Consider the following 26,470-nt stretch of genomic DNA (forward strand, 5'->3'; position numbering starts at 1 on the left):
TCAAAGTAAGGATTCTCAGTTATAATTATAGAAAATAAATAAGGGAAGAAAAAAAATGCATATTCCAGACGGATATTTAGGGCCGTATACCTATATCGCGTTTTGGATCATCATGATCCCAATATGGTATTACGCCGGAAAAAAACTAAACACGGAACTTAAGTCCAGACAGGTCCCTCTGCTGGCACTATCAGCTGCTTTTTCATTTGTAATAATGATGTTTAATGTACCTATTCCAGGAGGCAGCACTGGTCATGCCGTAGGAGGTGCAATTATCGGCATAGTTCTCGGTCCATGGGCAGGAGTGATAGCTATTTCTGTAACTCTGGTATTGCAGGCGTTGATGTTCGGTGACGGAGGAATTACAGCCATAGCTGCTAATTGTTTTAATATGGGAGTGGTAATACCCTTTGTCGGTTATTATATTTACAAGCTTATTAGTGGAAATTCTGATATCATGTCCTCTAAAAGAGTTATTGCTTCGGCTATAGCTGGCTGGTGTTCTCTGACTATAGCAGCTTTCTGTGCAGGTGTTGAATTCGGAATACAGCCCATTTTGCATCACACGGCAGACGGAACCCCACTTTATATGCCTTATTCATTGAATGTAACTGTTCCTGCCATGGTAATGGAACATGCTCTTGGATTTAGCATCCTGGAAGCAGTGATTACTGCAGTTATTTTTGCTTATATACAGAAAACGGATGCGTCTCTATTTTATGGTGAAAAATCTGAGGCTCAGAAGGATAAAGTAAAAAAAGCAGTCACAGCCTGAGATGAGAATATGGAGAAAATAATAAGAAATTTAAGCATTGGCTTGATAATCCTTATGATTTTTGCACCGCTGGGCCTTTTGGCAGTCGGCGAAACCTTTGGTGAATGGGGACCTGAAGAGATCAAGGAGAAGCTCGGTATTGTTCCTCCTGGGCTTGAGGAGTTCTCGGACCTCTGGAGTGCTCCAATGCCTGATTATGATTTTGCAGGAGGTAGTGAGTCAATGACCATGTCTTCTGTAGCATATATTCTGTCAGCAGTGGTAGGAGTGGTAATCTGTGGTGGCCTCCTGTACTTTATAGGAAAAAAAGCTGCTAAAAACTAGAATTTTAAATTATCGTCGTGAATAACGGTAAATTGAAATAAAGTTTATTATTGGATGAATTTTCAATAAGCCTCTGATTCAATATTTTGTTTATATAAAATACAAAGAACTGACCATTGTTTGCAAATATTTGACTATTATTCATAGAAACATTTCGAGTATACTTGAAACTAATTCGAGTATATTTAGAACTAATTCAAGTATATTTAGAACTAATTCAAGTATATTTAGAACTAATTCGAGTATATTTAGAACTGGTTCGAGTATACTGGGAACTAGCTATTATCTATAAGAACTGGCAAATATCAAGGTTTGTTGAAATTTTCTCCGTTATTTGGTTTTTGCTAGTGAGGTATTTTATCCAGTAATTATAGGAAATTTTTCCGGTAATTATTGGAATTTATGACGTTGCGTGAAATCGATATCTTTTTATAATTATGATTTTTTGTTTACTTTTAGATTTATTTGGATACAACATTTAACACTAATTATAACTTAAATTTTAAAAAAGGTGAATAATGATCCCGGACTGGATGAAAGAAACAGATATCGGCCCGTGCCGATGTTCAGCAGTGCATCACGGTAAGAAGGGCTTTATAGGAAAGACGACTGATGGAATCCTTGGCTTTTTAGAAGAAGCTCTTGTCTCAGATAGTTTCTCTAAACGCGATGGTTTCCTGCAGAGTTTGGACCCTAGAGCCAAACTGGTTTCCATCCTGTCCGTGATATTCGCAACAAGTTTAATAGGAGACCTTAAATTACTTCTCTTTGTTTATATACTTACCCTGGTTTTTGCATATCTCAGTAAGATTGATGTCTTATTTTTTATCAGGCGGGTATGGCTCTTCATACCAGTTTTTGCAGGGATCATCGCCATACCAATGATCTTTAACGTCTTCTTTCCTGGAGATCCACTTATCAGGTTAGCCGACTTTGGCTCTGGAGTGCATCTGGGCCCATTTTCACTATCCGATAGCGTATACATCACCAGACAGGGCGTCAACTCCGCTGCTATATTCACAATGCGTGTTGCAGCGTGCGTATCTGCCGTAGTCTTGCTTTTTCTCACCACGCCTCAAAAGGTTCTTTTTAAGTCTCTACGCTCGGTCGGCGTTCCTAAAATTTATGTTTTCACGCTGGAAATGGCCTACAGATACATCTTCCTGTTAACGGAGATGATACGGGAGATATACATTGCCAGGAAAGCCAGAACAATAAAGACAGGAGGCATGTTCGAAGAGCAAAAATGGGTTGGTGGACGTATAGGCTACACGTTAATAAGATCTCTGGATACAAGTGAAAAAGTTCATGCAGCCATGATGTCCAGGGGATACAATGGTGATGTTAAGATAATGCAGGAGTTCAAAATGCGCAATCGCGATTACATTTCAGGGGCAATTGCGGTATCCATGAGCGTATTGCTAGTGTTGATCTCCCATAACATCATAAGGTGATACGAACATGGAAACAATTTTTGATTTAAAGAATGTATCATATACGTATGTCGGAAAAATAAGCGCATTAAATGATATCAGCTTCAAGGTGACGCCAGGTGAGCAAATCTCGATAATGGGCTCTAACGGCAGTGGCAAATCGACTCTGCTGACTCTTCTTGACGGACTTATATATCCTACTTCGGGAGAATTTTATGCTTTTGGCAATCCGATAGAAGAAGAAGTTTTCGATGCCATTAAGGATAATGAATTCAGGTCTTATTTCCGGAAAAGAGTAGGATTTGTCTTTCAGAACTCAGATGTACAACTCTTCTCGTCTACAGTCTTTGAAGAAGTTGCCTTTGGACCCATGCAGCTCAATATGAGTCCGGAAGAAGTCAAAACCAGAGTAATAGAAGTCCTGGAGATGCTTGGAATTACCAAGCTTAAGGATCGAGCTCCTCATACCTTAAGCGGAGGAGAGAAGAAAAAAGTCTGTATAGCTTCTGTTTTGGCTAATAACCCTGATGTCCTTTTATTGGATGAACCCACAGCAGGATTGGACCCAAGGACTCAGCTCTGGTTGGTAGAGTTACTGCAGGAGCTGGGTAGAGCGGGAAAGACGATAATTACCGCTACTCATGACCTTGAAACAGTAGAGCAGATTAGTAATAGATCCATAGTAATGAGCGAAGATCATGGAATTGTTGTGGATGGAGATGTGGAAAACGTGCTCAATAATAGGGAACTCTTACTTTCTACGAATCTTATCCATGAACATATGCACGTTCATGGCAAGCTCGTGCATGGGCATCTGCACGCCCACTATAGAGAGCATATACACGAACACTAAAATTTGTTAAATTATTTGTTTAGTTTATCCAATTTAATAAACCGTTGCCTGATTATTACATAATTTGATATTTGTCCATTATTAGTATAGCTAAGATATACTCTGATAACTAAAATATACTTTAATAGTTAAAATATACTTTAATAGTTAAAATATATTCTAATACTAAAATATACTCTGATAACTAAAATATACTTTAATAGTTAAAATATATTCTAATAACTAAAATATACTCTGATAACTGAAAAATGGTCTATAAGAAGCGTATTATTTTGTTACCCTTCTGCAAACATATAAAATGTAAATCAGGACATATAACAGCGAAAAGCCAAAAATCAATGTAAAGCCAACAGCAAAGTATCGTACAGAATTGACTACGATTATTCGAAATTATTGAACCCTTGATAATTGGCTCATTAGCTATTTATTTTGATTCTATTTTTCTCTTCACTATTCCCTCAATTTTTCTTTTATACTCTATCCTTCGCAGAAAGAGTAGATCTTTAAAAAGAGTAGATCTTTAAAAAGAGCAAATATTTAAAAAATTTAATAAGAACTTTTTAATAAAAGTGATATGTATTATATATTGGGGGAAAATATGAGCTGGGAATACGTAAGAAAGGAGTACATAAGAAAGGATTACGTAAGAAATCTCATTGCCAGGACGATAAATAAGTGGTTGGAAGATAATGCGCTAACACACAGTGCTGCACTGGCGTTTTATTTTATATTGAGCCTACCTTCCTTACTGTTATTTTCGGTATCTATAGGCAGTATTTTTTTGAAATCAGAAAATCTTCAGGAGACCATAATTAATTACTTAGAAGGAGTTATAGATGAAGTAGTTATAAATATGATAATTTTACTTTTCGAACGCATTCCTGACCTTAATTCTCTGTCAATAAGTGCATTAATTGGTATTGTTCTACTACTCTGGAGTGCAAGTAACATTTTCAGGCAATTGAAGAATTTCCTTGAGCAGGCGTGGAGTATCAAGCCTGATGAGGCTAATAATATCAAGGACTTTATAAAAGATGCCGTGGCTTCTTTTGTTATTGTTATTTTGTTTGGAGGGCTGCTTGTACTGAGCATATTTATTGAAGGATTTCTTTATGCGGCTTCAAAGTTATTCCATCAGTTTCTACCGTTTTCACCTGTGATTACTGATTATGCAGGTTCGATAGCTAGTTTCCTTATTCTTGTGATTTTTTTCACACTTGTGTATAAGGTACTTCCAGATAAGAGTCTTGATATCAAATCCGTTTTTGTAGGAGCTCTCATAACAACAATTCTTGTAACAATAGGAAAATACATTGTTGTGCTCTTTTTTACGTACAGTAGCCCTACAAGTTTATATGGAGCAATAGGGTCCATCATAGGATTATTTCTTCTATCTTACTATTCCTCAATTATGATTACACTTGGAGCGGAGTTCACAAAAGTTTATTCGGAATCCAGAAGGCTTAATTCAGAAAATGGGGTCTAAGCTTTTTTAATTCTTACTCTACTTTTTTACTGTTTGGTTTCCTTGAAATTCTAATAAAACATATATTGAATAATCCTTCCTGTCTGCCCTCAAACCAAGCTTAAAATGCCTTAAAAACCTTAAATAGACTTTAAGTTAACCTTAAACTATCTTAAATCTATTTTAAACTGTCCTAAGTCCATTTTAAACTGCCTTAAATCTACTTTAAACTACCTTAAATCTACTTTAAACTACTTTAAAGTCTTAAACTACCTTAAACCCATCTTAAACAGACCCTAAGTTCCTCCCTGAGACCAGCACCGGGAATCTTCTTATACTATAAAAGTAAAAAAGAAAAACGTTATGTTTTATAGGACATAACGGCTTGTTTACATCCCTATTGTTCTCTGACTAACACAATTTATACAAAATTATAATATTGCTGTTAGAGGATAAAGATACGGAAAATAAAGAAGCAATTTGTACTGCTGAAGTTTTTATTGTTATCAATGCTGAACTCAATTAAGTGAGTAATTGTAAAAATATTTTGTGTAGGTGAAATTGTGAGAAAAGAACTGATAGTTCTGTTAGTAATTTTAGGTGTATTCCTTGCTATAGGATGTACTGATAATGGAAACAAAGCTACAAACGAAACGGGCACCCCAATCGCAAATGAAACGGGTACCCCAGTCGCAAATGAAACCTCAGTTTCTCAGCAGGATCCTGATACTATAACAGTATCTGCAGCTGCCAGCCTTACTGAGGCCTTTACAGATATGGAATCAAAGTTTGAAACCGAAAATCCTGACATAGATGTGAATCTCAACTTTGGAAGTTCAGGTAACCTGCGTAAGCAGATTGAGGGAGGAGCTCCTGCAGATGTTTTTGCTTCAGCTGACCAGAAAAACATGGACACCCTTGCCAATGAGAATCTTGTAGACAACAGTTCAAGAGAGAATTTTGCCAAGAATTCACTTGTACTTATTGTCCCTGCAAACAGCACCCTCAATATCACTGACGTGAAAGACCTTACTAATCCTGAAGTTAAGAAAATCGGCATTGGAAATCCAGATACAGTCCCTGTTGGAAATTATACACGTACAGCAATGACGGAAGCTGGTTTGTGGAATCAGATAGAAAGTAAGGCGGTACTTGCTGAAGACGTCAAACAGGCACTCACATACGTGGAAAGAGGAGAAGTTGACGCAGGTTTCGTATATATGAGTGACACATTGACTGCTGATCCCGGATCCATCAAAATCGTTACAAATGTATCTGTCAGTACTCCTGTAAACTACCCGATAGCCATAGTTTCGTCTTCCGAAAATAAAAAAGACGCACAGGAATTCATCGATTTCGTTACTGGTGAAGAAGGGCAGGAAACGCTGGAAAAATACGGATTTACAGCAGTAGCCAAATAACGGAGTAATTAACAGAATAAATAACGGAATAAATAACGGAATAAATAACGGAATAAATAACGGAATAAATAACGGAATAAAATATGACTCCAATGCTTGACCAGATATGGTTTCCTATATCGATTACATTCCGGATAGCTGCCATCTCTTCCTGTCTCGTACTGTGCAGCGGGGTATTCCTGGCTTATATATTTGCAAGACATAATTTCCGGGGAAAAGAGCTTGTGGAGCTGTTGATAACACTTCCTCTGATACTTCCACCTACGGTAATTGGTTATTTTCTGGTAATCCTGGTGGGGAAAAACGGAATTATTGGACAATTTATCTACAGTATCACAGGCACTGGAATCCTATTTACCTGGCAGGCTGGAGTTATTGCTGCTTATACGGTTTCTCTCCCACTTATGGTAAGAACTGCACAAGCAGCCATTGAATCAGTGGATAAAGAGCTTGAATATGCAGCCTATGTTCTTGGAAGGAGTGAAATTGAAACTGCTCTCCTGATAACCTTGCCCCTTGCAAAAAGGGGCATACTGGCAGGGCTGGTACTCAGTTTTGCAAGAGCTGTAGGAGAATTCGGAGCAACCCTTATGCTGGCAGGGAATATCCCAGGAAAAACAAACACAATGTCTATCTCAATATACAGTGCTTTTCAGGCAGGCAATGATGAACTTGCCAATTTTCTGGTGTTAATTCTTACACTTATGTCCCTGCTGTCCATTGCTCTTACTGGAAAAATTGCTAGCAGAGGAAAGTTAAATGCATAATTTGAGAATTAGTGAACTGATAGTATGCCAATTTTCTGTACAATCATAAATCTTAATAAGTGTAGTTGGAAAATTCAACATTAAGAGAACTTAATTATAGTCAGTATACAAATTTGACTATGAATTTACAGAAAATTCCATATACTGCCTTATTTTCTGATCACTACTTTATCTTCTGGCACACTACTTTTATTTTCTGGTACACTGCTTTATTTTCTTGTAGAATAGAGACAACAAAAATGACTTTAGTTTCAAAGTTTTTATTTTGCAATAACAAAAAACAGCATGAGGCTCAGGACCAGTACGGCTACATATTTTTCAATGATATTACCGTAAACTGATTTATCCTGTAGCCACATATTTTCTACAAACTCTTTTTGCATCCTGGACAGACTTAAAGTTCGATAATGTTTATTGGTTCACGAACCGAACCTGTTTGTCGGGAAAGGAAAGTAGCAGAGATTTTGTAATTTACTATTGTCCTTATATCGTGGACTCACTTGATAAGGAGTCATCCTTCTCTAAAGTTGTCCTGTTCTCATTCTGGGAATAATACCAGAGTGGAAGATAAAGGGCAAGCACCACGAAGCCGACTATCGTTGAAGTCCAGCCTACCTCAAGACTGTTCAGGTATATTATTCCAATCAGACATAGAGGCAGGTTAAAAAACCCAAAGAAAAGGGCTACGTGTCTCCAGCCACCCGGAGCTTTGAACGGTCTTTCAAGTTTCGAGAATTTAGGGTCGATTTTTGCCTTAACATATGCGAGCAGACTTATCCCGTTGGCGCAGACATAACCTATTGCTGAAGCGGCCACTATAGCTGCAGGAGTTCCCAGACAGATGAAACCCATGTTCAAGAGGGCAATGACAATCATTGAATTGACCGGAGTTCCGTATGCATTCATTTTTCCAAAGAATCCTGGCAGATTTCCCTCTTCAGCCATGGAATACATAGCCCTTGAAGCTCCAAGAAAGGCAGTCTGGATAATGAGAATCATTGCTGCAATCAACATGAAGATCGTCAGAGATCCACCTATGGTACCAAGTGTCATCTGAGCTATAGGCAGCATTGGAGAAACCGGCTCGGACAGGATTCCTTCAATTCCCAGGGCTCCGGTACAGGCTGCCTGAACGAGGATGAAAGTCACAAGGCAGATCGCACCGCAGATAAAGAGGGCTTTTGGTACATCCGATTTGGGCTGCTTATACTCGGGTCCGTAGATTGCTGCGGTTTCCCAGGCGCAGGCACTCCATTGAGCCATTGCAAAAAGCCCTAGCAGGATCAGAATGTGCTGGATATCCCAGCTCCAGTCTGCGGGAAGCCAGGCACCTGTAATATTGTTGAGCTCAAAGTGTCCGGTTACGAAAGGTGCAAGAGCAATGATGATAAGTGGGGCAAGCGAAAGTACGGCAAGAATGTACCCGAGTTTTGCTCCGCCGGCAAGCCCGCGGTAATTAACCAGAATAAGAAGTATAAATACAACTGCTCCGGATACCAGGTAAATAGTAAGGTCAGGCACACCTGCAAGTGCAGGAAGCAGTCCTTTAAGATAGCTTCCGATCAGAATTGAATAGATTGCAAGAACCGGATTCCAGGCAAACCAGTAACTCCAGGCGCTGAAACCTCCGAGTAATTTGCTAAGGTCATACCGGTTGCTCGCGTTCCCCGTAAAAACACTCTGAGCGTACCCAGGAAGACCGGATGCTTTCGGGAACATTGTAGCAAGTTCTCCATAGGCGAAATTTTGCATGAAGCCCTGAAAGACAGATAGCGCCCAGATAATTATTGCAAAGGCCCAAACATAATTTGCAAAATAGCCTATGGACGGCAGGATAAGAACGGGAACCCCCAGGGCAATTGCAAGCCCCTGCTTCCAATCAATTGTTCGCTGGAGTCCTCCGTTTTCACTTTTTTCGTTGCTCATTTTCAATCACACTTCCATAATTATTATAGAGTAACGATTGACGATTCGCACAGCTCTTGCAGCACAAATCGACTCATGAAAGCTTGCAAACGGAAAAAGAGGAAAATCCGAAAGAATTCAAGCTTCTCATGGCATTAAGAAATATTTCCAAGAGATGCTCTCGGGAAATATTACCAGGAAATATTACCAGGAAATATTATCGGGAATTATTACCAGGAAACATCTTCAAGAAATTTTATTATTGAATATCCTGAAAAGAACATACAGGAGACCTGTATCCACTTTTCCGCATCTTCATAGTTATTTCGGAGTTTTTCTTTATGCTATCCCTTTACGCTATCTGCTTTCTGAATATGTTGCAGGAATTAATCTTAATATCGAGCAACTTTTCAATATTCATCTTTGCAGCAATACCTTTTGCAGCACCTGGTACTGACGTTACCACACCGATATCGAGTTCTTCACGCAGCTCTCTCATAACATGCTCGTCTACGAGGTCCATCTTATCGACCCCTAGTTTCTTTGCCACGTATTCTTTTGCCTCGCCTATGCGCATATTCTTTGAGAACTCCATTCTTGCGACAAGGTCTCCTGCAGCCCTTATTCCAGTCATACCTGAAGCCATTATGTGTGCGATCGGCATACCCAATGGGTCGCCGACCCCGATCTATATGCCATCTACGCCTGCAATTTCTACCATTGCCTTGCTTGCCCTTGTAACCGCATCAATAGGAGGAGTTTCAAGCATAGGAATTCCGCCAACGCCCATGCCCATGTCAACGTGACAGGGAATTGGAGACGCCTCGACAGCTGCCTTCATGAAGGTAACTGCACGAGCAAGGTTCCAGGCTGAGCTTTTGCTGGTATTGGTGTTGCATACTGGCCCGAAAACGTTTGCTCCTGCCTTTGCAATAAGTGGAGCCTGCTGGTGAGGCCAGAGCCCTGCAAGGGTAACGCCATCGTACTGAAGGTTTCCGTGCATACCAAGTACACATTCTCCTGCCATGCCTGCTTCAATGTACATGTCAGGGAACTCCTTTCTGAGAGCCTCGATTGCATGGAGTGTGCCGTACATATCTCCGTCACCTGCTGCGCCGGTTGTGTCAAAATTAACACCGTCAGCTCCTGAGGCAAAGAGTTTTTGCATAACCCATACTGTGTCTCTTGTGAGGTGTTCGGCAGCGTGTTCCATTGATTCCCAGGCTTCCTGGATCTTGAAAGCTTTCATAAGGTCGCCGGGATTCTCAAAAGGCCCATCAGGGGTATAATACAGTCCCATATTTGGCATTGCACCGTAAAACAACGGAATAATCATGTTCTGCTGGCAGACTTCCATTGCCTGGCACTCGTTTGATACGACAGGTTTTACAGGCTTAAAACTGTAATCAATGTGTCCGAGTTCCATTGTATCGGCACCGAAAGCACGCTCGTGCGTCATGCAGCCAACCAGGCGGCTGGAAGGAATACCGACACCACTGTTACCCTGGTCACCGTCAAGCCTTATAGTGCCGATGTCGTGCGTTACGGGAATCTCCATGCCCTGCTCGACACTTACAGCCTTGCCTGGCATCATAAGAATTTCTGCAAGCTTGTCAATTTCATCGGCGCTGAGGGCAGAGATCTCACCAAGGTCGGCAGCGTTTGCAGTTCCGGCTTCAATCTCAGCCATGATTTTCTCTTTGGTAAGGAAGACACGTTTTCCGTCTCCCATTCTCAAAGCGTATTCAGTTGCCATTTTTATCCTCTTTCAAATGAATTTAGTTTAGACTAACCGAGTTTATACTGAACAGATTTTATTGATTATTGGGGTTCAGAGTAGCAGTTCCTTTGCTTTTGCGACAGCTTCACTTGCATTTTCAGCGTAGCAGTCGGCACCTATTTTGTCAGCCCAGGCCTGAGTTGCAGGAGCTCCTCCTACCATGACTTTTACTTTGTCCCTAAGCCCTTCTTCCTTGAGTAGATCTATTATGGCCCTCTGTCCTTGAAGGGTTGTGGTCATCAGGGCGGAAATTCCAATCATATTGGCATTGACTTCCTTTGCCTTTTCGATGAAGTTCATGACCGGAACATCACGGCCAATGTCATAGACTTCAAAGCCAGAGGACTGGAGCATTGTTGACACTATGGACTTACCGATATCATGGACATCGCCCTCGACAGTACCGTTTACGATAACACCGAGTTTCTTGTTCTCTGTTCCTGTCGGAAGCTCAGCTTCAAGCACTTTAACTCCTGCTGTCATTGCATCAGCAGCTATCATTACATGTGGCAGGAAAAGTTTCCCTCTCTCAAAAAGAATTCCTACCTGGTTCATGCCTGCAGAAAGACCTTTGTCAATGATCTCAGCAGGTTCCATAACCTCTTTCGCTTTCGCGACAGCTGCGAGCACTGCATCCTTTTTACAGGAGATAACTGCTTCAGAAAGCTCCTGAATAAGTTCCTCTTTAGTTGCCATTTTTTTCCCTCCATGAATGCCAGAAATTCACTTAGTGTTTGAGGAATAAACTAAATCCGGCACTCTAATCGGATATTTATATATGAATCCTGAATTATTTAGCCCAACCTGTAGAGTTTTTTCAAAAAAGGTGAGAACTTGAGTACTACCCGTGCATTTGAAAAGCCAGTGCGCTCTGATGGTCCTAATGGGCAGAACTCAAGTTATGAGTTTTTTTAATGGTATTGAAAATTTTAATGAGCTTTTTTGTAGAATTAAATTTCAAGTGAACTCAATTTTCCGGGTTATATTAATTACGTAATCACATGTTTTACTAATTCTCTGCCTTTAAGCTTCGGACCGAGCTTAAGTATCAGATGTTTGCATTTTCAAAGATAATTGTATGTTTTCTGGCTCAACAGAGTTTCAAGAATGAGTTCACTGGTTATGAAAGCGATATTTATGGCATCAAAAGGAACTTTCCAGATGAAGAAGGAAATAAATACTTTAAAACCTTGCTGACAAAAAATAAGAAATAAACCGGGATAAGTAAGCAAACAGTTATAAAAGATTTAAAAAACCCAATTTTGATCGGTTACTTGTGAAGAATATATAAGCAATCAATTAAATTTATTGTTTAAAATTTATTGTTTAAAATTTATTGTTTAACAAATTATGTATAAATATATAAGGTCAACAAATATGTATCCATGTAGATTATTTTTTAGAAAAATTAAGTATAAATCTTCAAAGTTTCCTGTTTTTGCAGTCTCAAGGAATTAAAGATATTTTTATTAAGTATTTGAGAGCTTATAACTGAAAAAGTTTTCCACTTCATAACGTTCTTGAGTGTTCTCTTTTTGCTTCTTTGTTTTGATAGATTACAATATCTTGTCCTACTTTGCCAAGTAGCAACTTGTAGCTATCACGGCAGGTTCATTTGAAGGCTTGATTCTCCTACCAGTTTATTAACTTCTTCTTTAAGCTTATTGTTCTGGTTAGTATACTTTTTTATCTTTTCTTCTATTGCTGTGATTTGTTTTTTTGCAATTTTTATTTTCTTCTCATTTGACTGTATAGTTCTTAATTTCTCATTTATTTCAGTTTGTGTTTCTGTATCCATTAGTGATGCCTCTTAAACTTCTTAATTTATTAATATAAACTCATTACATAAATAAATTTTTGTTTAAGTTTTACATATTTAATGTTTTGTCAGTATTCCAATTAGCTGCCGAAACTGTTTATAGTTCTAGTAACTTTGCCAACTATGTCGTTGGCACTTTTGAATTCTCTTGTATTTTATGCAAGATTTCCACAATAGTTTCAGATAGACTCAGGGAATAGTTTAATTACCTAGCCTGTCAAAAAAGTCATTTGATATTGATTCTAATGGTTTCACCTTTTCTCTTTTAATGAAAACAAGGAATTTGATAACTAACTGATGAATAGAGTGTATAGAGAATACGGAGATACCGATTTAGGATTAGTTTATATGTCTTATTGACCCAATGTAAATTTTTCAAAATACCAAACAATGCAAATGTTATCCAGGTATAAAAATAGCTGACGGAAGTGCAGAACGATGCTATATTGTTATTAAGTTCCATCTGTAAATGGGTTTGAAGATATATATTGTATTAAACTGTTGAAAAAGTAATAAAAGATATTCAGAACCTGCGGTCTCTTAATGTAAGAGTAGTTACCTGCAATATAGTGATCTGGAGCGCTGATTCAGCTGATCTTTTAATTACTCTTTATTAGTCACTGGTTAACAGAGTACGATAAATTACTTTTGTAGTTCCTTTTTAAGACATTCAGGGCACCCCTGCCCGATTTTAGTCCATTTTCTACCAATATACATATAAACAGCTTGTTTATAGTATTCTCCGCAGATTTCACATGGGGCATAGTTCCCCCCTTTCTTTGCTTTTGATTTACCGATTTTCATTTTTAACTCCTCGTATCTATACACATTAATTAGTATCTAAATAACGTATACTGATGCATCGATCTCAAGTTACATCAAAAACTAAACATTTGAGTTCAGGTCCAGAAGAGATTAATAATTTTCAATTATGTGCATGTTTTGGTCGATGCACCACTATAAAAAACAAATCAGTTCGCGTGAGCGAGCGAAAAGGACGGGGACCGTGCTGGTTTTCTGTAAAATCACAAATCTCAAGAAGTTTTGTGTAGAGATCGCGATATTGCTAAAGAGCATCGTGCTCTCGGAGAGAAATTCATGAGGCAGAACCTTAACTCTGCCCCATAAAGGGAAGTAAAAATATGTCTTGATGTAAATCAGTTACAAAAATAACATTTAATATCTACGGTCTTCTCTGGGTATCCTGTGTTTGGGAAGACATTCCCTGCAGTAAACCGGCCGTCCTTCGGTTGGTTTGAATGGAACTTCTGTCTCAATACCGCAATCCGAACAGATTGCCTTGTACATTTCTCTGGGAGCTCTGAAATCTCTGCTATTGCTGTCTCTTCCCCTGAAGGGTTTTCCTCTATCATTAAAAGCCATTTATTTTACCTTTGTTCTGGTTGTTAGTTATAGTTTTAGAACTTATGTGCTGAACTGGAAAATCAACAACATTAACCCTCAACAGTTTAAAATATTAACTTAAAAAACAGCGCTATTGTGATTGATTTTGTTCCTCAAGTGCGTAAGTCCTGTATACTATAATAAGCGCAAGTTGTATATATACATGCGTACTTGTATATATACATTTGACTTTTAATTATTATTTCCCGTATGTTTTATCCCAAAATTAGCCGTTTTTTTATTTTTCATTTGTGCCTCTGTAATATGATAATTTGAGTTACCGTTCACGGATAAACACTCTACGGTAATTATCGTAATGACATTTTCAGCAAATTTTTAGCATTATGTCTCCGCTTTTCCGAAACTCGTATGCTACCTTTACTTCCTTCACATCCAGCTTTTCTGTACTTAATAAACCGATTACAGAACCAACATATGGAAATCAACTGCTGTTTCTCTATCGCGAAAATTAAGTACAAATCCTCAAATTCTTCTATTTTTGCCTTTCAAGAGCTTAAATGATATTTCTTTTTAAGTGTTCGAGGGCTTATAGCTGAAAAAGCCTGCATCTTCGTGCCACTCTTGAGTGCTCATTCTCTTTTATGGTCTTTAGTAAACGGTCAATGTCCAGCTCCAGATTCATCCTCTTCTCAAATCAATAGGGCTTTCCTCTGTTTTCTTCAAACCACCTGCAATATTCTTCAGGGCACTGTTTCTCAGGACACCCGCAAATATATTCCATAATATCTTTCATTTTTGCGCTGGCAACTGACACCGATGTATCGGCAGCTCCGTAATAAATACGGAGTTCGTCGCCTACCTGCACCCATCCGCAGGGAAAAACAACGTCATTGACATCTCCACTGCGTTCGTATGGCTCACGAGGCCCGAAGATCCAGCCTTCAGACCTGCGGAGCACTTTCGTGGGGTCTTCGAGATCAAGAAGAGCAAGCCCGAGTCTGTAACTTATTTTGGAAGTCGTCTGGCGTACCCCGTGGTACATAACTAACCAGCCCTTGGGTGTACGGAGCGGCTGAGGACATAAACCGATTTTGTAAGCATCCCACCATCCACCTTCCCTGGCATACAGGAGAACTTCCGGTTTTTCCCAGGATTTCATATCATAAGAAAAGGAGATCCAGATATTAGCCTTCAAAGTATGAGTAGTAGGCGCAGGTCTGTGTAACATTGCCCATTTGCCATTAAACCTTACAGGAAAAACAGCAGCATCTTTATTATCAGGTGGCATCAAAGGTCCTGCTCGGTCAAAACTACGAAAGTCCTCGGTAAAGGCAAGGGCTGGCAAGGGACCACTATCCGAAAAAGCTACATATACTATTGCCCATTTTTCCAGTTCATCTATGTAAGTTATGCGCGGATCTTCAACACCATATATCTCTTCAGGATGATTTACAGGATCCGGAAAAAAAGTTGGCTTACTGTCAATTTCCCAGCCATCAATTCCGTTTTCACTCCTTGCTGCTGTAAAGTGAGAAAATCCCCTGTGGTCCTCAACCCTGACCAGTAACAGTATTTTACCATCGACTATAGCAGCTGCAGGGTTAAATACCGAATTAGCTCGATAAGGCCAATCTTCAACTGTAAGTATTGGATTTTTTCTAGACCGTACAAATATCTCCCCATGGTCTTTCCAGGCCATATTATCTCCCTCAAACTTATGTTGTTCTCTCATTTATATTCATAGACGAAAAACTCATTATATCCAGTTCCGGGGATATAACACTTAAGAGTGCTGGAGATATTGTGCTTAAGAGTGGCCTTATCTCAAGCACATCTTCTACATATGCTCTAAGAATTTCTGCAACACTCCAGGCCTGAGCTATGCATCCACCTGGAGAGTGAGGATAATCGCCATTAAAAACTTCGGAAACGGTGCCAAGTCCTGCGGATTCAAGATGAGTGTTAAAACCCTCCAGGAGAGCCTTCATATCTTCCAGACTCTTTTCGGAATAGTTGTGGACTTTCCGGTAAGCTCTTACATAAGCACCAAGGAGCCAGGGCCAGGCTGTACCATTATGATAGGCCGTATCTCGGGTGAGCGCATCCCCGTGATACTGTCCTTTATATAATGGATGATCACACGAAAGACTTCTAAGCCCAAAGGGAGTCAAAAGGTCTTTTTCAACTCTGTCCACAATCGCTTTTTCTTTATCAGGAGGAAGCATAGTATAAGGTAGGGATACGGCAAAGATTTGATTGGGACGGATTGCAGGATCTTTAACCTCGTTACCTGTTTCATCGTTATATACCAGGTCAAAGAGACAATTAGTTTCCGAGTTCCAGAAAGTATTCTCAAAATTCGAGGCAACACCATCTGCAAGCATTTCATATAAAAAAACTTCTTTTCCAAGAAGAGTACCCAGGCTGGAAGCAATTTTCAAGGCATTGTACCAGAGGGCATTGATTTCACAGGCTTTACCTGCTCTTGGAGTTACGGCCCACTCTCCAATTTTGGCATCCATCCAGGTTAGTTGAGGTCCCTGTTGAATAAGATGATCAGAGTCCATACCGATTCCGAAGTCCGTACCTTTACGGTAATTATCTATAATAGCCTCTATAGTGTCCCAGATATCCGCGAGGAAAAGAAAGTTGCTCGTATATGCGAAGTAACGGCTAACAGCATGTATAAACCAGAGAGAAGCGTCTACCGTATTATAGACTGGTTCTCCTCCGAAAGCCGGAAAAGTATTGGGTATTAAGCCTTTCCTGCAATATCGAGCAAAATTCATGAGAACGGACCTGGCCTCTTCATGACGATAAGGAATTAAAAACAGTCCGGTCAGAGATATCATGGTATCTCTTCCCCAATCGGAGTACCAGTGATATCCTGCAATTACAGTGTTTTCACCTGAAAAAGTATTCTTCACCGTAAAAGTATCCGTTGCCCTGAGAAGTTTAAGGGCAAAGGGATCTCTGAGCCTGGAATTGAGAACAAGGAGATTCTGTCGGTTTACTGTCCGTCTATAAAGTTCGTCAACTTTTCTGAGGTTAAGTGAGGAGATATCTTCTGTTGAAGCTGCAATAAAGAAGCGAGAAATTCCCGATTTTAGTTTGCTTTCGAAATAGCCGGGATTGAAATTATCTTCCTGGGAGTTAAGCCCTCTTTGCTTTTCAGCGTCATACTCCAGGTTATAGTACCATCTGGGATCAGAATGATACTCAAGATTGGATGAAAGATAAAAAGTGAAACCGTTAGAACTCTCCAGTTTTACTCCTGAAGAATCAGTTTTCTGAGAAAAAGAAAGGTATCCTGAGCGAGCAGTGTAATGGAAGTCTCTTGAGTTTACCAATGGAAAAATTCTTAGTAAAGCTTCTTCTTTTTTGGATTCGATATCATAGAGAATACATGTCGTGTTACTATTATGAACCAAGAAGATTTTTTTATTTACAGTAAAATCGCCGGGCTGGTAGACCCAGAGAGGAAATGGATTTTGAGTGTACTCGGAAAGGTAATTGAAGCCTGTGGGAGAGATAGTATCTGGATATTTATGGACTGCAAGTTTATAAATATCTTCATCAGTAGAGATCTCCTCATCAAGGGAAGAAAGCAATACAAACCTTCCTGGAGAGTTTTCCGGAGCAGCAACAAGCAGCCCGTGGTAAGTCCTTGTGCTTACTTCAATAACTGTAGAAGAAGCATATCCTCCAAGTCCGTTTCCTATAATCCATTCTCTTTTTATTCCTTCTTCATATCTTGAAAGACAGTCCGCCCCAAACCTGATCCCACTCATGTATATTTAATTATGATTGATTTATTAAATAGCTATACGTTTGGAAAAAAACAAGCTTATCCAGAGCTGCTGCATCTCTTTTGTATGTTTTTTAGATCTCTGAGTTTTATGCATTTTTAAATTTATTTTCATATATTTATAAAATCAAAATTAATAGACTTTATATTAACGTTAAGATCTGATGTTTAAAATCTGATGTTTATATTTGATGTTTACATCTGATGTTTAAGAGCTGAGATATTTAGGATCTGAAATATTTAGGATCTGAAATATTTAGGATCTGAAATATTTAGGATCTGAAATATTTAGGATCTGAGATATTTAGGATTTGTGATATGTTTGATATTGCACTTTCATGAGCAACCATAACAATTATGATTTTGTGAAAGCCGCTTTGAGGTGCTCGTTCGCCATACCAATTGCACTGCAAGTGGCAGGTGTACCAGCAAGTGCATTTAACATCACGAAATCGTGTATAGTTCCTAAATATCTAACGGCTGTAACATTGACGCCAGCCTGCATCAGTTTGTGGGCATAGGCTTCACCCTCGTCGCGCAGCACATCATTTTCATCGGTTATGATAAGAGCTGGTGGCTGTCCCTTGAGCTGGTCAAGCGATGCCTGTAAAGGAGAAGCTGTGGGCTTCTTGCGTGTTTCTTTGTCAGGCAAATAATTGTCCCAGAACCACTTCATAGCTTCACGAGTAAGCCAGATACCGTTTGCATACTGCTGATAAGACTGAGTGTCAAAATTAGCATCCGTCACAGGGTAAAATAACACCTGATAATCAATTTTTGGACCGCCTCTTTCCTTTGCCAGAAGTGAAACAGCTATCGCCATATTTCCGCCTACACTGTCACCAACAATTGCAAGCCTTGAGCTATCCAGTTTGAGCTTCTCCCCATTTTCTGAAACATATTTTGTTGCTGCGTAAGCTTCTTCTATCGGTGTCGGGTATTTTGCTTCCGGAGACGGCGTGAAGTTAACGAACACAACCGCAGCGTTAGCTCCATTTGCAATTTCTCGAACTAGTCGGTCATGTGTGTTTTTGTCTCCGAGTACCCAGCCCCCGCCGTGAAAATACATCACGGCTGGCAGGATTTCCTTATTTCCTTTTGGCCTGATTATTCTGATTGAAACCTGCCCCTCAGGACCGACTGGAATGTCCAGGTCATCAATTTCAGCAGGTAGTTTTGCTACCTTATCAGCTTGCAAATCCAAAAGGACTTTACGGGCGTCTTTTGGTGATAGCTGATAGATTGGTGTTCCACCCTGCTTGTTTACCTTTTCTATAAATACTCTGGTTGCTGGTTCGAGCAAGTCGATTGGTTGATTCACGGATAAGATCCTCCTGGCTTGATTAAATCGTACTTAATACTATTGCCGGCAAATAAGGCAAAACAATATCCTTGATTGTCCACCGCTAGTTGTCCACCACTACATGAATAATATTTTAAAATTCACAATAAAACTCACAAATGTAATTTTGTTTGAGTATACATTTGTTCAGAACAAACCGGAAAACAACTGATAATCTATGTATATTTTGATTACTGAGAAATATATAAAATAGATAGAATATAGTTTCCTTATGATAAATAATTTTAGAAAGTACGGACAGTAAAAGTCAAAAAATATTTGCCTTTCGCTCTCAGGATTTTTGATTGAGGCTTCAAAAATTCTATTCCGGAGCAAAACTTTATTAGTTAACGGGAAAATTATTTTTATTAATATTTTGTGTTTTCAATAACAGGTTTTGAAAGATCTTAGGGTATCTAGAAGGAGTTTCCAGGGGAAGTAAAAAGCATGACAGAAAACAGGACATACACTTATCTGAATCCGAAAGTAGCCCTTATGGGGGCTGGTTGCGTAAAAGAAATCGGCAAGCATGCAAAAGATCTTGGGGCTACAAAAGCCCTGATAGTTTCAGGCAAAAGCAAGCATGGAGAACGGCTTACATTGGATATTTACAAGATTCTTGCAGATGCAGGCCTGGAGGGCACAATCTTCCCAGGGGCAGACCCGAATCCGACCGATACTTCAGTTATGGAAGGAGCGGATATTTACAGAAAAGAGGACTGTAACATAATAGTTGCTGTCGGAGGAGGAAGCCCTATGGATTGTGCAAAGGCAATTGGCATTGTAGTATATAATGGTGGACTGATCAATGAATATGAAGGCGTAGGAAAAGTTACGAAAGGGATTCCTCCACTTATCACAGTAAATACAACTGCCGGCACTGCAAGTGAGATGACAAGTTTTACGATTATTACGGATACTGAGCGGCATATCAAAATGGCAATCGTAGACCCGCGTATTACCCCTGATATTGCAGTTAACGACCCTGAACTCATGGTAAGCATGCCGCCTGCACTTACGGCTGCAACCGGTATGGATGCTTTAACCCATGCAGTTGAAGCTTACGTTTCTACCATGGCTACGCCTACAACGGATGCAGCTGCTATCAAGTCCATAGAACTTATCTCAAAGTACTTACGTGAAGCCGTTTCCCATGGTGAAGACATAAGAACAAGGGACATGATGGCGCATGCCGAATACCTTGCAGGTATCGCTTTCAATAACGCAAGCCTCGGATATGTACATTCCATGGCGCACCAGTTAGGAGGGTTTTACAACCTTCCTCACGGAGTCTGTAACGCGATTCTTCTTCCGTATGTGGAGGCATACAATAAGCAGGTCGTCCCTGAACGCTTTGCCGATATTGCCAGGGCAATGGGAGAAAAAGTGGAAGGGTTAAGCAATGAAGAGGCGGCAGACAGGGCTATAGAAGCCATCAGGAAACTTGCATCGGATATCGGAATTCCTTCCGGCTTAAAAGAGCTTGGCGCAAAGGAAGAAGATCTGGAACTCCTGGCTGAACACGCGATGCAGGATGTTTGCCGCCTGACAAATCCCAGAGAGCTCTCAAAAGAAGATATTATTAAGATTTACAGGAAAGCCCTGTAAAAAATACATGAAAAGAGCAATTCTGGAGAGAAAAACTCTGGAAAAAATCAAGCCTGAAGAAGAAAATTCCGAATAAAACAGTTTTGAAAACTTAAACCTGGAGGCCAATTCCCGATAAAACAATTCTTAAAAGCTTAGATCTGAAAAGAGCAGTTCAGGATAAAGCAGTTCTGGAAAGTTCAAGCCTGAAAAACTCAAGCCTCAAAAGCTTAAGCCTGCAAAGAAAGCCTGAAATTGAGATTTCATATTTTAATTACCTTGATAAAAACGAACTACTATCTTTCTTTGTTTTTATTTTTCTTTATTCGAAGATAAGATTTGTAAATTGCTTCTTTAAGAGAAGGTATTGAGATTGCATAGATAAGAGAGTGATTTTTAAGAGAGAGTGATTTTCGATGAAACCATTTGGTGGCCGTGAAGGATATGACGAAGAAAAAAAGCACATCTATCTGATGCATGAAAAGCTTGTTGCCCTTGGAGACGATTATTGGATAGAGAATGAAGAAGGAAAACGAGAATTTTATATTGACGGTAAGGCATTTCGTCTCCGAAACACCCTGATATTAAAGGACGCGCAGGGAAGAGATCTTTACAAAATCCAGGAGAGGTTACTCAAAATAAGGGACACAATGGATATCAAGCGAGCTGACAACGGACTGGCTGCAACAATTAAAAAAGCGTTGATTAATATTTTGAGGGACACCTGGAAGGTCGAAATTCCGGACGGCCCTGAAATGGAAATTAAAGGCGATATTCTGGATCATGAGTATCGGATTGATGTTGAAGGGGAGAAAATTGCAGAAATTTCGAAAAAATGGTTCCACATCAGGGACACCTATGGAGTGGAAATAGAGCCTGGGCATGATAATGCACTCATCCTGGCGATTACAGCTACGCTCGATCAAATGGCACACGAGGATTGAGTTCTAGTCTGAAAAGAGTCCGAAAAAAGTTGTTAGGTTAAGGCAGGTATCTTTGATAGATGCTGCTTTTAGAGAAGTAGCAGTCAGGGCATAAACTTCTATGATGACTACGAAAAGAGAAACTGGAGGGGTGAAAATATAAATTCAAATGATCACTCAGTACCCGCTAAAATTTTACTTTACAGCACCGCTGCTGTTATTTTGACAATAGGGATGCGGGAGATTGCATCAATACTTACAGTGGTCTTTTTTTCTATATTTACTGCACTGATTTTTACTCCGCTTGTCCGCTGGCTAAAACAAAAAGGGGTTCCAGGTGTACTGAGTGTTATTCTGGTAATTTTATTACTTACTCTAATTATCCTGGTCCTTGGGGTAATAGTTATTAAAGCAGCAATGCAGTTTGGAAGTCAAATACCGATTTATCAAGCTCAGTTGACTGAACTCATAAATAATCTTACAAAACTTGCCCCTTCATATAAAGGATTTTCCTTAGAGTCAATTCTCCGTAGTGCCTTGTCAGTAACGATTTCTCTCATGGCAAATACTGTTAATGTAATTGTGAACGCCGGAACAACAGCTGGAATTATCATTATTACAGCAGCATTTTTGCTAATAGATGCAGCCAGTGTTCCTGAAAAAGTAGACCTGGAAATTGGAAAGCAATCCGAACTCCGCTTGAGGATGAGTGAGTTTAGCAAAAAACTGGTAAAATTCATTGTTATAAGAGCAGAAATAAACCTTATAACTGGTATTGCAATCGCTTTCCTTCTATTTATCGGAGGCATCGAGTATGCTATTCTCTGGGGAGTCCTCATATTTCTGTTAAGTTATATTCCCTATATTGGTCTGGTTATTGCTTCTATTCCTCCTATAATGCTTGCGCTTCTCAAGTATGGGCCTCTGGGTGCTCTTGCAGTTATTCTAATTATCGTTATCGTAGACGCGCTTGCAGAAAATGTCCTTTTCCCGTCACTTATGGGAAAAGGCCTGCAATTATCCCCTGCTTTCCTATTTCTTGCTCTTCTATACTGGAATTTTGTATTTGGACTCGGAGGTGTGCTGCTTTCGATACCGCTTACAATAGTTCTGAAGATTATACTTGAAAGTTTTGAGGAAACAAAATGGCTGGCCAGATTGATGGGCCCGATTGAAGATACTGAAGAAGGTTGAGGAAAATAGATTCTGTAAACTAACCTTCTGTGAAGGCCAGAAAATTTCGAAATCGGACAAACTCTATAGCCTGGACGATTAAATCAATATCTAATCAGAAAAAACTAACAAAAACGACGATGAGAAAAGTTAAAACAAGAAATTAGTGAAAAAATTTGAAAATTTTCTGCAAGGAATAAAAGGTAGAGATAGATTAAAATCCATGCTTGCCACCTGAAAAGGGATTTCCAATACCTTAACGGGTAGTTGATCTATCACCATGCTACCTTATATCCAAAAACCATGTCCTGACATTCTTGACACAGCCCCGAACTCTTGAATTCCTTGACAAATACTTCGTTTCGGAATTCATTTTCGTCTACTTTTTCCGCACATAACGGACATATACACTTTTTAACTGTCAAAACTTCTCGCCTAAACCTTATTGATTTTAGAAAGCTCTTTTTTTCCATATTCATATATATCAACTCTTCAATTCTGTTACAGTATACTACAATTCTGTTACAGTATACTACAATTCTGATACATTATACTGTTTCATAAAACCACCCAAAAACAAGAAGTAAATACAGGTGGCTCATTTCTCTCAGCTTAAATGCCAGATGCTTTTCAGCATACGTATCAACAAACAACTATGGCTGCAGTACTTTCAGTAGTGCTTTTGTTCTTGCAGTAGTGCTTCTATGCTTGTTTTGGTATATTATTCGCGAATTTTTGTAATACAAAACTAGTGTAGGATTTTCCTACCTTTTTAATGTTCATTTAAATAAATCTTATTCGCGTATATAACAATCTGCAGAATCAAATATAAGTTTATTGGTTTTTTTACGTATTTATTTAGTAAGGTTTAAAATTAATTTCTAAAGTTTTGTTTAATTTAACACCTTTCACATGAGTTATTTTGAGAAACCGTATGATTTATATCTTTGATTATTGCTGTTGTTGTTTTATTCTAAAATTATTTCGATTTCTAATTTATTATTACAGTTATATATTGTATACAGGTGACCCGTTATTTTGCCAACTTCTAATTTATTTTATACTATTTTATTTTATACTATTTTATTTTATACTATTTTATTTTATACTATTTTATTTTATACTATTTTATTTTATACTATTTTATTTTATACTATTTTATTTTATACTATTTTATATTATTTTATACTATTTTATATTATCATTGCACAACACAAAATGGAATTGAAATTTACTCAACATTTGACTTTTTACGTCCTCTGCTGTTGTATTATGTATATTGGACTTCCAAATTGTTTTGAGCCTACGAAGTCGTTTCAGAAGTCTGCTAAGTCATTTCAGGATATAACAGTTTAGGATAAGCTCGATGCTTATTAATAACCTTGACAACAAGTATTAAACAAACGATATTAAAAAAGAAAAATGGAAAAGTTTTTAATATCTCATCCTTTCTTTGACGAAACTAGTTTTCCCTGAGCATTCCACAAATAAGCCGTATCTCCATACTCTTTATGTTTGGGGTCGTGATTATTCCATATGAAAATATTTTTGCCCCAATACAGCGTGCTTCCAGAGTTTTTACCAATTCCGCTTCTGAGAGTTACCGTAGCTTTAGACTTTAATGTGTATGAACTAAAGATATAGGTGTGTTTTGCACCCTCGTCTTTGATTTTCCAACCTTTCAAGTTTACTGATGTTTTTCCGCTGTTTGTAATTTTAACATATTCCTGGTTAGGCTTTTCACCAGTAGCGCCAACATATAAAGCACTTACATAAGCTGAACTTGACGAGCCGCTTATCTTTTCAGTGGCACCAAACGCAAAAGGAACGGTACCCAAAAGCAAACACATAACGACAATAGCTACCGCTAAACGATTTTTCAATATTTTACTACACTCCATACAGTTTTATTATTTTACAAAGTAAAATAACTCCATAAAAGATTTATATATTTTGTTTTTATGATAAAAGAAAAAATTTATATCATTGATAGAAAAATTTTCTTTTTTAAATAGTTTTATGTAATTTTTTAATCCAACTTTAGTATTCTTATGTTGTACTGCATTTTTACAAAGAAAATAATTACACAGCGATAATAATCAAAAAATCTACCATTAATTGATATTGTGATGTTTCGTGTCTGCCAGAAGGAACAAACGATCTCACTTTCGGAAGGACCAAACGGCAGCGATTATTTTGCTCTTTAACATACTTGTTTGTCAAGTGATTGGCACCGGCTTTCACGATCCAACGCCAATTTTTGTTTTCATATCAGTAAAAGTTTAAAAGCCATTTCCATATGATAAGAAACTTGTTGTTTATTCGGAATTTGAAAATTCAGAGATTCTTTTATTGAGTTTCAGTATAAGCTCGTAAGTAAGCTTAAACACTACTTATATCGATTCTGTACCATACTAGCTCGTTAGGTTTTTCTCTTAAGTCCCTTATGTAAGAGTAAAACCAATTGGAGAAATAGCCATTAATCAGACCATAGTTTAGGAGAGCTTCTTATATTTAGACTCATATGTTAATTAATGTAAAAACATCTGGGGCACATATGGATACGGACGATAATTCGGTACCAGCCAGTATTTTACTTTACAGTACAGCTGCGGTTATCCTGACCATTGGGATGCGGGAAATTGGAAGTATACTCGGGCCTATTTTTTTCTCGATATTCTTCTTTTTAATCTTATCTCCCCTTGTTCACTGGCTTCAGAGAAAACATGTGCCTGGCTCGGTAAGTGTAGGCCTGGTAATTCTTTTCTTCATCATTTTTGCTATTGCTTCAGTGCTCCTTGTTACTGGGTCTTTACTCCAGCTAAGTGCCCAGATTCCCGGATATCAAGCTCAGTTAATGAGTACTCTTGAAAACTTTGAGAGGTACTTACCTTCATCAGATCAATATCCAGTAGGAGGACTTTTACGCGATGTAGGAACATTTCTGTTAGGTCTGACTGCAGGAATTATTACAGGAGCCTTAAGTACCGGAACAACAATTGCGTTCATTGTTATCACGACAGCATTTCTACTTCTGGATGCTGCAAGTGCGCCAAAAAAGATGGAAAAGGAACTTAAAGATCAAACAGTCCTTCTATCACGGGTTACGGAATTTGGTAAAAGTCTGGTAGACTTTATCCTGATAAGGACAGAGATTAATTTGATTGGAGGCATCGGGACTGCGATATTACTCCTTATCGGAAGAATAGATTTTGCAGTTCTCTGGGGTTTTCTGACTTTTCTGCTGGGTTATATTCCGTATCTGGGATTTTATCTTGCAGCTTTTCCACCTGTACTGCTTGCACTGTTTAAATATGGAGTTCTAGGAGCTATAGCAGTGTTTGTCGGGATATGGCTGGTAAATCTATTTATAGAAAATGTTCTTTTTCCGTCCCTTGCAGGAAAGAGTCTTAAGTTATCTCCATCCATAGTGTTTCTGTCTCTATTTTACTGGGGTTATGTCCTTGGCGGCTCAGGTGCACTTATAGCCATACCTCTTACAATGGTCGTGAAGATGATCCTTGAAAGTTCCGATAATACACGCTGGATGGCAAAATTGATGGAATCAGGTGGAAACAAAGAATAAAATATTTATGAAAAAGTAGAATAACTTATCTTAAAGAGTAGAATAACTTATCTTAAAGAGTAGAATAACTTATCTTAAAGAGTAGAATAACTTATCTTAAAGAGTAGAATAACTTATCTTAAAGAGTAGAATAACTTATCTTAA

21 protein-coding genes and 1 pseudogene are annotated in these 26,470 nt (G+C 38.7%); 11 read left to right on the plus strand and 11 right to left on the minus strand.

Annotation, left to right across the window (positions count from 1 at the left end; genetic code table 11):
- The first annotated feature begins 55 nt into the window (after window positions 1–55).
- From cbiM to modB, 7 genes are all read left to right on the plus strand, one after another.
- Window positions 56–775, plus strand: coding sequence for a cobalt transporter CbiM (cbiM, locus tag MSBR3_RS03400; protein ID WP_048106445.1), 720 nt, complete (start codon window positions 56–58; stop codon window positions 773–775).
- A gap of 9 nt (window positions 776–784) precedes the next feature.
- Window positions 785–1,099, plus strand: coding sequence for a PDGLE domain-containing protein (locus MSBR3_RS03405; RefSeq protein ID WP_048106447.1), 315 nt, complete (start codon window positions 785–787; stop codon window positions 1,097–1,099).
- Between the two features lie 533 nt (window positions 1,100–1,632).
- The gene (gene cbiQ, locus MSBR3_RS03410; RefSeq protein WP_230627735.1) at window positions 1,633–2,553 is read left to right on the plus strand and encodes a cobalt ECF transporter T component CbiQ; all 921 of its coding nucleotides are present in this window, start codon (window positions 1,633–1,635) and stop codon (window positions 2,551–2,553) included.
- A gap of 7 nt (window positions 2,554–2,560) precedes the next feature.
- Window positions 2,561–3,385 carry an energy-coupling factor ABC transporter ATP-binding protein gene (locus MSBR3_RS03415; protein WP_048106449.1) on the plus strand — a complete coding sequence of 275 codons (825 nt, stop codon included), beginning with the start codon at window positions 2,561–2,563 and terminating at the stop codon, window positions 3,383–3,385.
- A 598-nt stretch (window positions 3,386–3,983) separates the two neighbouring features.
- Window positions 3,984–4,871 carry a YihY/virulence factor BrkB family protein gene (locus tag MSBR3_RS03420; RefSeq protein WP_048106450.1) on the plus strand — a complete coding sequence of 296 codons (888 nt, stop codon included), beginning with the start codon at window positions 3,984–3,986 and terminating at the stop codon, window positions 4,869–4,871.
- 542 nt (window positions 4,872–5,413) lie between these two features.
- Window positions 5,414–6,271, plus strand: coding sequence for a molybdate ABC transporter substrate-binding protein (modA, locus tag MSBR3_RS03425; protein WP_048106452.1), 858 nt, complete (start codon window positions 5,414–5,416; stop codon window positions 6,269–6,271).
- Between the two features lie 83 nt (window positions 6,272–6,354).
- On the plus strand, window positions 6,355–7,038 hold the full coding sequence (gene modB, locus MSBR3_RS03430) for a molybdate ABC transporter permease subunit (RefSeq protein WP_048106454.1): 684 nt from the start codon (window positions 6,355–6,357) through the stop codon (window positions 7,036–7,038).
- Between the two features lie 260 nt (window positions 7,039–7,298).
- Here the strand turns inward: modB and MSBR3_RS21340 are convergent, their stop codons facing one another.
- The 10 genes and pseudogenes from MSBR3_RS21340 to MSBR3_RS03470 all read right to left on the minus strand — a co-directional run bounded on the left by MSBR3_RS21340 (window position 7,299) and on the right by MSBR3_RS03470 (window position 19,036).
- Window positions 7,299–7,421, minus strand: coding sequence for a hypothetical protein (locus tag MSBR3_RS21340; protein ID WP_268989114.1), 123 nt, complete (start codon window positions 7,419–7,421; stop codon window positions 7,299–7,301).
- A 100-nt stretch (window positions 7,422–7,521) separates the two neighbouring features.
- Complete coding sequence (locus tag MSBR3_RS03435; protein WP_048106455.1) at window positions 7,522–8,964, minus strand: APC family permease; 1,443 nt, start codon at window positions 8,962–8,964, stop codon at window positions 7,522–7,524.
- 331 nt (window positions 8,965–9,295) lie between these two features.
- Window positions 9,296–10,699: pseudogene (gene mtbB / locus MSBR3_RS03440) on the minus strand ([dimethylamine--corrinoid protein] Co-methyltransferase).
- A 75-nt stretch (window positions 10,700–10,774) separates the two neighbouring features.
- Entirely contained in the window at window positions 10,775–11,419 is a 645-nt protein-coding gene (gene mtbC, locus MSBR3_RS03445) for a dimethylamine corrinoid protein MtbC (RefSeq protein WP_048106458.1), read from the minus strand.
- A 904-nt stretch (window positions 11,420–12,323) separates the two neighbouring features.
- Window positions 12,324–12,521 carry a hypothetical protein gene (locus tag MSBR3_RS03450; protein WP_048106460.1) on the minus strand — a complete coding sequence of 66 codons (198 nt, stop codon included), beginning with the start codon at window positions 12,519–12,521 and terminating at the stop codon, window positions 12,324–12,326.
- Window positions 12,522–13,184: 663 nt separating this feature from the next.
- Window positions 13,185–13,346 carry a hypothetical protein gene (locus tag MSBR3_RS19945; protein WP_155396696.1) on the minus strand — a complete coding sequence of 54 codons (162 nt, stop codon included), beginning with the start codon at window positions 13,344–13,346 and terminating at the stop codon, window positions 13,185–13,187.
- Between the two features lie 372 nt (window positions 13,347–13,718).
- Window positions 13,719–13,925, minus strand: coding sequence for a CxxC-x17-CxxC domain-containing protein (locus MSBR3_RS03455; RefSeq protein WP_048106462.1), 207 nt, complete (start codon window positions 13,923–13,925; stop codon window positions 13,719–13,721).
- A gap of 676 nt (window positions 13,926–14,601) precedes the next feature.
- The gene (locus MSBR3_RS03460; RefSeq protein ID WP_048106463.1) at window positions 14,602–15,606 is read right to left on the minus strand and encodes a glycoside hydrolase family 130 protein; all 1,005 of its coding nucleotides are present in this window, start codon (window positions 15,604–15,606) and stop codon (window positions 14,602–14,604) included.
- Between the two features lie 16 nt (window positions 15,607–15,622).
- Window positions 15,623–17,698: an amylo-alpha-1,6-glucosidase gene (locus MSBR3_RS03465; RefSeq protein WP_080942187.1), complete on the minus strand. Its 2,076-nt coding sequence runs from the start codon at window positions 17,696–17,698 to the stop codon at window positions 15,623–15,625.
- A gap of 372 nt (window positions 17,699–18,070) precedes the next feature.
- The gene (locus MSBR3_RS03470) at window positions 18,071–19,036 is read right to left on the minus strand and encodes an alpha/beta hydrolase (protein ID WP_048106465.1); all 966 of its coding nucleotides are present in this window, start codon (window positions 19,034–19,036) and stop codon (window positions 18,071–18,073) included.
- Window positions 19,037–19,504: 468 nt separating this feature from the next.
- On the opposite strand from MSBR3_RS03470, the gene MSBR3_RS03475 reads away from it, so the two are divergent.
- From MSBR3_RS03475 to MSBR3_RS03485, 3 genes are all read left to right on the plus strand, one after another.
- Window positions 19,505–20,665, plus strand: coding sequence for an iron-containing alcohol dehydrogenase (locus MSBR3_RS03475; protein ID WP_048106466.1), 1,161 nt, complete (start codon window positions 19,505–19,507; stop codon window positions 20,663–20,665).
- 395 nt (window positions 20,666–21,060) lie between these two features.
- Window positions 21,061–21,588, plus strand: a complete 528-nt coding sequence (locus MSBR3_RS03480) for an LURP-one-related/scramblase family protein (RefSeq protein WP_048106467.1) — start codon at window positions 21,061–21,063, stop codon at window positions 21,586–21,588.
- A 171-nt stretch (window positions 21,589–21,759) separates the two neighbouring features.
- On the plus strand, window positions 21,760–22,761 hold the full coding sequence (locus MSBR3_RS03485; RefSeq protein WP_268989139.1) for an AI-2E family transporter: 1,002 nt from the start codon (window positions 21,760–21,762) through the stop codon (window positions 22,759–22,761).
- A 1,421-nt stretch (window positions 22,762–24,182) separates the two neighbouring features.
- Here MSBR3_RS03485 and MSBR3_RS18755 read toward each other — a convergent pair.
- Entirely contained in the window at window positions 24,183–24,623 is a 441-nt protein-coding gene (locus tag MSBR3_RS18755; RefSeq protein ID WP_196296999.1) for a lamin tail domain-containing protein, read from the minus strand.
- A 674-nt stretch (window positions 24,624–25,297) separates the two neighbouring features.
- On the opposite strand from MSBR3_RS18755, the gene MSBR3_RS03500 reads away from it, so the two are divergent.
- Window positions 25,298–26,326 carry an AI-2E family transporter gene (locus MSBR3_RS03500; RefSeq protein WP_048106471.1) on the plus strand — a complete coding sequence of 343 codons (1,029 nt, stop codon included), beginning with the start codon at window positions 25,298–25,300 and terminating at the stop codon, window positions 26,324–26,326.
- The last annotated feature ends 144 nt before the right edge of the window (window positions 26,327–26,470 follow it).

It is taken from the genome of Methanosarcina barkeri 3 (assembly GCF_000970305.1).
GTDB lineage: Archaea > Halobacteriota > Methanosarcinia > Methanosarcinales > Methanosarcinaceae > Methanosarcina > Methanosarcina barkeri_A.

What these genes read in the sequence shown, in the direction of transcription:
- MSBR3_RS03435 (WP_048106455.1), bottom strand. Translation starts at nt 8,964, where the DNA reads ATGAGCAACGAAAAAAGTGAAAACGGAGGACTCCAGCGAACAATTGAT.
- MSBR3_RS03450 (WP_048106460.1), bottom strand. Translation starts at nt 12,521, where the DNA reads ATGGATACAGAAACACAAACTGAAATAAATGAGAAATTAAGAACTATA.
- MSBR3_RS03455 (WP_048106462.1), bottom strand. Translation starts at nt 13,925, where the DNA reads ATGGCTTTTAATGATAGAGGAAAACCCTTCAGGGGAAGAGACAGCAAT.
- MSBR3_RS03415 (WP_048106449.1), top strand. Translation starts at nt 2,561, where the DNA reads ATGGAAACAATTTTTGATTTAAAGAATGTATCATATACGTATGTCGGA.
- MSBR3_RS03480 (WP_048106467.1), top strand. Translation starts at nt 21,061, where the DNA reads ATGAAACCATTTGGTGGCCGTGAAGGATATGACGAAGAAAAAAAGCAC.
- MSBR3_RS03460 (WP_048106463.1), bottom strand. Translation starts at nt 15,606, where the DNA reads ATGGCCTGGAAAGACCATGGGGAGATATTTGTACGGTCTAGAAAAAAT.
- mtbC (WP_048106458.1), bottom strand. Translation starts at nt 11,419, where the DNA reads ATGGCAACTAAAGAGGAACTTATTCAGGAGCTTTCTGAAGCAGTTATC.
- MSBR3_RS19945 (WP_155396696.1), bottom strand. Translation starts at nt 13,346, where the DNA reads ATGAAAATCGGTAAATCAAAAGCAAAGAAAGGGGGGAACTATGCCCCA.
- MSBR3_RS21340 (WP_268989114.1), bottom strand. Translation starts at nt 7,421, where the DNA reads ATGCAAAAAGAGTTTGTAGAAAATATGTGGCTACAGGATAAATCAGTT.
- MSBR3_RS03475 (WP_048106466.1), top strand. Translation starts at nt 19,505, where the DNA reads ATGACAGAAAACAGGACATACACTTATCTGAATCCGAAAGTAGCCCTT.
- MSBR3_RS03420 (WP_048106450.1), top strand. Translation starts at nt 3,984, where the DNA reads ATGAGCTGGGAATACGTAAGAAAGGAGTACATAAGAAAGGATTACGTA.
- cbiM (WP_048106445.1), top strand. Translation starts at nt 56, where the DNA reads ATGCATATTCCAGACGGATATTTAGGGCCGTATACCTATATCGCGTTT.
- MSBR3_RS03405 (WP_048106447.1), top strand. Translation starts at nt 785, where the DNA reads ATGGAGAAAATAATAAGAAATTTAAGCATTGGCTTGATAATCCTTATG.
- modB (WP_048106454.1), top strand. Translation starts at nt 6,355, where the DNA reads ATGACTCCAATGCTTGACCAGATATGGTTTCCTATATCGATTACATTC.
- MSBR3_RS03500 (WP_048106471.1), top strand. Translation starts at nt 25,298, where the DNA reads ATGGATACGGACGATAATTCGGTACCAGCCAGTATTTTACTTTACAGT.
- MSBR3_RS03465 (WP_080942187.1), bottom strand. Translation starts at nt 17,698, where the DNA reads ATGAGTGGGATCAGGTTTGGGGCGGACTGTCTTTCAAGATATGAAGAA.
- cbiQ (WP_230627735.1), top strand. Translation starts at nt 1,633, where the DNA reads ATGAAAGAAACAGATATCGGCCCGTGCCGATGTTCAGCAGTGCATCAC.